Annotated in this window: 6 protein-coding genes and 1 pseudogene; 4 read left to right on the forward strand and 3 right to left on the reverse strand. The window is 59.5% G+C overall.

Features of this window, described 5'->3' with window-relative positions:
* Positions 1-62: 62 nt before the first annotated feature.
* Positions 63-1,025: pseudogene (gene msrAB / locus BDE01S_RS06605) on the reverse strand (bifunctional peptide-methionine (S)-S-oxide reductase MsrA/peptide-methionine (R)-S-oxide reductase MsrB); the annotation flags it as partial.
* Between the two features lie 192 nt (positions 1,026-1,217).
* On the opposite strand from msrAB, the gene rfaQ reads away from it, so the two are divergent.
* The gene (rfaQ, locus tag BDE01S_RS06610) at positions 1,218-2,288 is read left to right on the forward strand and encodes a putative lipopolysaccharide heptosyltransferase III (RefSeq protein ID WP_066079069.1); all 1,071 of its coding nucleotides are present in this window, start codon (positions 1,218-1,220) and stop codon (positions 2,286-2,288) included.
* 73 nt (positions 2,289-2,361) lie between these two features.
* On the opposite strand, the gene BDE01S_RS06615 is transcribed toward rfaQ, so the two are convergent.
* Positions 2,362-3,600 (reverse strand): YihY family inner membrane protein, encoded by a 1,239-nt coding sequence (locus BDE01S_RS06615; protein ID WP_066079073.1) that lies wholly within the window; start codon positions 3,598-3,600, stop codon positions 2,362-2,364.
* Between the two features lie 54 nt (positions 3,601-3,654).
* Between BDE01S_RS06615 and wrbA the strand changes: the two genes are divergently transcribed.
* The 3 genes from wrbA (at position 3,655) to xth (ending at position 5,820) form a co-directional block, all read left to right on the forward strand.
* Complete coding sequence (gene wrbA / locus BDE01S_RS06620) at positions 3,655-4,260, forward strand: NAD(P)H:quinone oxidoreductase (RefSeq protein ID WP_066079079.1); 606 nt, start codon at positions 3,655-3,657, stop codon at positions 4,258-4,260.
* Between the two features lie 411 nt (positions 4,261-4,671).
* Complete coding sequence (locus BDE01S_RS06625) at positions 4,672-4,953, forward strand: ArsR/SmtB family transcription factor (protein ID WP_066079083.1); 282 nt, start codon at positions 4,672-4,674, stop codon at positions 4,951-4,953.
* Between the two features lie 96 nt (positions 4,954-5,049).
* Positions 5,050-5,820: an exodeoxyribonuclease III gene (gene xth / locus BDE01S_RS06630; RefSeq protein ID WP_066079086.1), complete on the forward strand. Its 771-nt coding sequence runs from the start codon at positions 5,050-5,052 to the stop codon at positions 5,818-5,820.
* Positions 5,821-6,071: 251 nt separating this feature from the next.
* On the opposite strand, the gene BDE01S_RS06635 is transcribed toward xth, so the two are convergent.
* Positions 6,072-7,127 (reverse strand): metallophosphoesterase, encoded by a 1,056-nt coding sequence (locus BDE01S_RS06635; RefSeq protein ID WP_066079089.1) that lies wholly within the window; start codon positions 7,125-7,127, stop codon positions 6,072-6,074.
* Between the last annotated feature and the right edge of the window lie 204 nt (positions 7,128-7,331).

The raw sequence follows: 7,331 nt of genomic DNA on the forward strand, positions 1-7,331 counted from the left end.
AAATAAATTTCATAACGCCGCGCATCGTGCATTGATGCCGCTTGCCTGCATACAGGCGTTTTTCAGACGGCCTCTACTGCGTATTTCCAAGCGCCGTAGCCCTCTTCGTCCATTTTTTCCAACGGAATAAAGCGCAGGCTCGCGCCGTTGATGCAAAAGCGCAAGCCGCCCCTGCTTTGCGGCCCGTCGGGAAACACATGGCCGAGATGGGAATCGGCGGCGGCGCTGCGGACTTCGATACGCTGCATACCGTGGCTGCCGTCTTCGCGGGCGGTGATGTAGTCATAGGCAATCGGCCGCGAGAAACTCGGCCAACCACAGCCCGAATCGAATTTGTCGGCCGAGCTGAACAAGGGTTCGCCGCTGACGATGTCCACATAAATCCCCGCTTGGAACAAATGGTCGTATGCGTGCGAAAACGGCCGCTCCGTGCCGCTTTGCTGGGTCACATAATATTGCTCGTCCGTCAGGCGGACGCGGATTTCGTTTTCAGACGGCCTGGCAAACACCCGCTCCGCACCCTGCGCGTTTAAAGGCTTGGCCGCCAGCCGCAAATCGATGTGGCAGTAGCCGCCCGGGTTTTTGCCGAGATAGTCCTGATGATAGTCTTCGGCGGAGTAAAAATGCCGCAGCGGCAGGTTTTCCACCACCACGGGCTGCGCGTGCTGCACCTGCACCTCGGCCAAGGCCGCGCGAATCGTTTGCTCGTCGGCGGCATCGGTGTAGTAGATGCCGCTGCGGTATTGCTCGCCCACATCGTTGCCCTGGCGGTTGAGCGAGGTCGGGTCGATTAAGCGGAAAAAGTGCCGCAGGATGTCGGCCAGGCTGATGATGCCGCTGTCGAAGGTGACGGCCACCGTTTCCGCATGGCCGCTGTTGCGCCGGCATACGTCTTCATAAGACGGGTTTTCGGTGCGCCCGTTGGCATAGCCGGATACGGCGGAAACCACGCCGCCTATGCGCCGGAAATAGGCTTCCACGCCCCAAAAGCAGCCGCCGGCCAGATAAATCGTTTTCTGTGTCATCGCATCCTCCGTCAAATCGCATACCGCCCGTTTTCAGACGGCTTTTGCCGCCGCCCTGACTGCCGCCTTTTGCGGGCTGCGGCGGCAAAGCGCTAATATAAAGGCAATTCCCTAAAATGCCTATCCGTTTTACAATTATGGGGAACGCCTGCCTCAAGGCCGTCTGAATACTTGCCTGAAAGCCCGACCGATATGTCTTTAGCCGCACCGAAACGAATTTTAATCATCAAATTGCGCCACCACGGCGATGTTTTGCTGACCACGCCCGTGGCGCACGCCCTGCGGCAGCGCTTTCCCGACTGCGAAGTCGATATGCTGGTCTATCAGGAAACCGCCGACATTATCCGCGACAATCCGCACATCGCCCAAATTTTTACCGTCGACCGCCAATGGAAAAAGCAGGGCAAAAAAGCCCAGTTTGCCCATGAGCGCGCCCTGTTCCGCGCGTTGAAGGCGCGCGGCTACGACTGGGCGTTCAACCTTTCCGACCAATGGCGGGCGGCGTTTATCGCCAAATTCTGCGCCCGCTGCAGCGCCAGCCTGGCCTACCGCAAGCGCGACAATGCGCTGTGGCGCTTCTGCCATGATTTTATCAACCCCGATTTGGATTGGTCGCATCATGTAGTCGAGCGTCATCTGCACGTTTTGCCGCCGCTGATGCAGCCCGACGAAGTGAAAGCCGAAGTGTCCATGGCCATCGGCGGCGACATCCGCAGCAGCCTGCAGGAAAAGCTGGCGGCGCAGGGCTGGCGCGGCGAGCCTTATGTGCTGATTCACCCCGGCTCGCGCTGGATGTTTAAATGTTGGGAAGACGATAAAACCGCAGCGGTGGCGCAACTGCTGCTCAACCACGGCCGCAACATTGTGTTCACCGCCGCGCCCGACGAAACCGAGCAGGCCATGCTGCAGGAGATTACCGCCAATCTGCAGATACACCCCGGCGTCAACGTGTGGACTTTATCCGGCTGCCTCAATCTGCGCGAGCTGGCGGCCGCCATCGACGGCGCATCGCTGTTTATCGGCGTCGATTCCGTGCCCATGCACATCGCCGCCGCATTAAACAAGCCGCAAGTCGCCCTGTTCGGCCCCACTTGGGTCAGCCGATGGCGGCCTTATTCCGATCAGGCCGAAGTGGTGTGGGCGGGCGATTTCGGCCCGCTGCCCGATCCGGAAAGCATCGATACCGACGACAAAACCCGCCTGCTGAAAGCCATTCCGCTGGAAGCCGTTTGGGAAAAAGTGAAGCAGAAGCTGGCGCTGTAAGCTGCCGTCTGAAAAAGCGGCCGACAAGATTGTCTTGTCGGCCGCTTTGCTGTTTCAGGCTTCTCCGCTTTTTTCAGACGGCCTTGTCCGACGCTTTATCCGCCGCCGCAGTATGCCGTCGGAACTCGGCCAGCGTGATGTCCAGCGATTCCAGGCAGGGCTGCATGATGGTGCTGACCGCTTCGTTGACATGGTCTTGACGCAATGCGGTCGGGCGGTACACGAATAATTTAAACAAATCCGCCAGCTCGATGGACTCCGCACCCGTTTTCAGCACCCAGCCCTGTTTACCCGAATACACATAGCCGTGCCGCGCCAATTTTTCCAGCAGCTCGCCCAGCTCGTCGTAACCCATATTGATATGCCGTCTAAAATCCTGTATCGGCATCGCCTGCCCCTCCTGCTGCGCGGTATCGAGCAGCAGCAGCACTTTCAGCACATCGTCAAAACGCCCGCGTGCGTCCAAACCGCGACGGAAGGCCTCGCCCTGCCAATACGACAGCGACGAAGTCAGCACCGCGCCCGCCAACACCAGCGACCACAGCAGGTTCAGCCACAGCAGGAAAAACGGTACGGCTGCAAACGCGCCGTAAATCGAGGTATAGCCGTTAAACCGCCCCATATACCAAGCAAACAGCGCACGCGCCACTTCCAGGCACACTGCCGTTACCAGCGCGCCCGTCAACGCCTGCCGCGCCGGCACGAAACGGTTGGGCACAAAGCGGTAAAGCCCCCAGAGCAGCAGCGTACTGAAGCCCACCGAAGCCGCCGTCTGCAAACCCTCCGCCCAATACGCCCCGAGCGCCTCATCGCCGCGCGGCATCAGGCCGAACAGCAGCGAAGCCCCCACACCCAGTGACAAAGGGCCGAAAGTCAGCAGCGCCCAATACACCAAAAACTGCATCATCAAAGGCCGCCGCGTGGTCACGCGCCAAATGCGGTTAAACGTATTGTCGATGGTCTGAATCAGCATCAGCGATGTGACCAGCAGCATCACACTACCGATGGCCGTCAGCCCCTTGGCCTTTTCCTTAAACGCATTGATATAGTCAAACACCATATCCGCGCCCTGCGGCACAATCGTGCGGTTGACAAACTGCACGAAGGTATCCGACCACTCGTCAAACACCGGAAACGCCGAAGCCACCACCACCGTGACCGTCAGCACCGGCACCAGCGCCAGCAGCGTCGTAAACGTCAGGCTGGCCGCCACCTGCGGCACGCGCTCGTCGTTGAAACGGCGCAGCAGAAAAGCGGCAAACCCGACAAATTTCCCCTGCCGCAAACCTTGCAAGCGGTGCAAAAACAGCATAATCTCTCCTATATTTTCAGACGGCCTCTGCCGCCATTTTAACGGAATCCGCACATGAACCCAAATCCCTTGAAAATCCTCGTCCTTTTCTACTCCCAACACGGCAGCACCCTCAACCTCGCCCGCCAGATTGCACGCGGCATCGAAAGCGTGCCCGGCTGCGAAGCCGTTTTGCGTACCGTGCCCAAAGTATCCGCCGTATGCGAAGCCGTTGAAAGCAGCGTGCCCGAGCAAGGTGCGCCCTATGCCGAGGCCGACGACCTGAAACACTGCGCCGCCCTCGCCCTCGGCAGCCCCACCCGCTTCGGCAATATGGCCGCCGCCATGAAATACTTTATCGACGGCACCATTCCGCAATGGCTGGGCGCGGAATTATCCGGCAAACCCGCCACCGTCTTCACCAGCTCTTCCAGCCTGCACGGCGGCCAAGAGTCCACCCTGCTCTCCATGATGCTGCCGCTCCTGCACCACGGCATGATTATCAGCGGCATTCCCTTCAGCGAATCCGCCCTCGGCCACACCCAAAGCGGCGGCACGCCCTACGGTGCCAGCCACGTTGCCGGACACGAAGGCCGCGCCGCGCTGACCGACGAAGAAAACGAGCTGGCTTTCGCGCAAGGCAAGCGGCTGGCCGAGTTGGCCGTTAAACTCGCCGCCTAAAAGCCGTATCCGCCGCGTAACACAACGGGCTGTTTTTCAGACGGCTCGCGTATGCCCGTTTGCGCGCGCCGCCCCGTGTTCATAACGTGCGCCCGGGATAAGGCAATCCAATCACTGACTGTCAATATTTGAATGATTAGCCGCAGGGTAGTTTGTCAGCAACGAAACACCCTGCGCTTTTCCCGCCCCCATCTTTTCCGCCTGCCTAAGCCCGCATTTTCAGACGGCCTGCGGCACGCATTTCTCCCCCGCAGCATAACCATTATTTACCCGCATTTTCACTCCCGCATCATTGCGGCCGCTCGGCTTCGGGTACACTCCGCAACCGCATCAAACACCGATTACCACCCATAACGATAAAGCGCATCCGCCGCACGGCGCGTGCCGACAACGCATCACCGCACGACACCCATGGAAAAACCCTACCTCTCCAACCTGCTCAAACTCATCGCCCAGCCCGAGCGCATGGCGCTTTTATTCGCGCTGCTCGAGGGCGACCGCAACGTCAACGAGCTTGCCCAAGCCCTCGACCTGCCCGCCACCATCGTGTCCACCCATCTGGCCAAACTGCGCGCCGAGGGCATCGTCGAATACACCCGCTACCACCGCATCATCGAATACCGCCTGATTTCCGAAGATGCCGCCGAAATTCTCTACACCCTGCGCCGTCTGAGCAGCCGCACCGAAAACTGATGCCGCTTTCCGTCGGCCCGATTTCGGGTACAATAAGGCCGCCGCATTTTCAGACGGCCTTTTCCCGGCTTTAGATACCACATTACGGACAGCATCATGAAAATCACCACTTGGAACGTCAACTCGCTCAACGTGCGCCTGCCGCAGGTGCAAAACCTGCTCGCCGACCAGCAGCCCGATGTATTGGTTTTGCAGGAGCTCAAGCTCGACCAAGACAAATTCCCCGCCGCCGCGCTCAATATGATGGGCTGGCAAACCGCCTGGAGCGGCCAGAAAACCTACAACGGCGTAGCCATCATCAGCCGCCACGCCCTGCAGGACGTACACACCGGCCTGCCCGCCCTGCCCGACGACCCGCAGCGGCGCGTGATTGCCGCCACCGTAAACGGCGTGCGCGTGATTAATGTGTATTGTGTCAACGGCGAAGCGCTCGACAGCCCCAAGTTTGAATACAAACGCCAATGGTTTGCCGCGCTCACCGACTTCGTGCGCGACGAACTCACCCGCCACGAAAAGCTGGTATTGCTCGGCGATTTCAACATCGCCCCCGCCGATGCCGACTGCTACGACCCCGAAAAATGGCATGAAAAAATTCACTGTTCATCGGAAGAGCGCGGCTGGTTCCAAACCCTGCTCGATTTGGGCTTAACCGACGCATTGCGCCAAGTCCACCCCGAAGGCGCGTTTTACACCTGGTTCGACTACCGCGGCGCCATGTTCCAACGCAAACTCGGCCTGCGTATCGACCACCAGCTTATCAGCCCCGCCCTCGCCGCCGCGCTGCAAGACGTACACGTCGATTTGGACACCCGCGCGCAAGAACGCCCGAGCGACCATGCGCCGGTCACGGCCGTATTCGCCGAATAACAAACAAAAAAGCCGTCTGAAAAACGAGATTTTCAGACGGCTTTTTTGTAGGGAAAGTGGCTATAGTCGGAGCGTAAATTCTGATACAAAACGAGCCAGCGCCGTAGCAGAAATTACTCTCCGACTATATTTGGGGAGGCTAATATTTTCAGGCATATCAACGAATCGTCGGGCAAAAGTGCCCGACCTACTGCTATAGTCGGAGCGTAATTTCTCCGACTATATTCAAAGCTGCTCCGCCCCACTCACGCTCATTCCACAGCCAGCGTTTCTCCGTTATCCGCCACCAAAATATTCTCCGGCCAGCGCAAGGCGGCCAGCCGAAATTGCGCGGCGGTATATTTGTGCGGATATTTGCGCGCGCGCCAGCTTGCGCCCACGGAAAAATCCACGCAGAAAACGTTTTGCTTTGCGCCGTGCCACGCATTCGGCGCACTCGGAAACAGGTTACGCTCGGCAGCAACGGCATTTTCAGACGCCTGCCAGGCACGCCAGTAATGCCCGATAACGACGGGGATGTCTTCCCGATAATCCGTCCACCACGGGCAACGCTCCGTGCCGCGCCAACGCCCGCCCGCAAAAAACGGCTCGGCAGAAAGCCGCTCCACGCCGCTTGTCAACGCGCGGATCGGATGCGCCCTGCTGCGGGCCAAATCGTATTGCGCGGTAGCGGGCATGGGCGGTGGCGCCTGCCCGGGCTGCTCCGCCAAATCGGCATAATGCTGCTGCTCATAGCGGTAATCGGCATACCACGGCGCGGACTGAAGCTGCTCGGTCAGCTCGCGGTCGAAGCGCCGGTATTGCGCCACCAAGCCCTCGCCCGCCGCTGCGTCCAAACGCGCCAGCTGCTCGGGCAGCCAGGCGGCATGAACGATGCGGATGTCTTCCCGCTCCCAAATCAGCGGCTGCTCCGCCAGCCAAGCGGTAATGGCGGCTTTCTCCGCTGCGTCCGCCTGCTGCCAGGGCGCATAATTGGCCGCGTCTTTTTCGGCACGCTGCGTGAAAAACCAGCCCGATCCGTCTTTGGCATCATCTACCAACAGGTTCAGCTCGTGATTACCCAGCGCCACAAAAGCATACCCCGCTTTGACCGCACGCTCCGCCCACGCCAGCATCGCGGGGCTGTCGGGGCCGCGGTCGCACAAGTCGCCGACAAACACCAGCCGCCGCCCTTCCGGGTGGCTGCCGTCGGCGCGGTAGCCCAAATGCCGCAGCAGAGCTTGAAACGCGGCAAATTCGCCGTGCACATCGCCGACAATATCGAGCGGCGCATCGGGCAGGGTTCGGCGGTATCGGTAGGCATTCATGGCTTGGCTTTCTTTATCTTGATGGCGGGAATATAGTATTGACGGCCCGAAAAATCAGCGGGGTACGGCACTCTGCACTAAGGCGACAGGCTCACGTTTACTATAATCGAAGACCGCAGACCAAGACAAGGCAGCCATCCCGCTCCGCTTGCGGTTTTGACTACGCTCAGTTATCTGAAAAGGTATAGTCGGAGAACTTAATTT

The organism is Bergeriella denitrificans NBRC 102155 (assembly GCF_001592185.1).
GTDB lineage: Bacteria > Pseudomonadota > Gammaproteobacteria > Burkholderiales > Neisseriaceae > Neisseria > Neisseria denitrificans.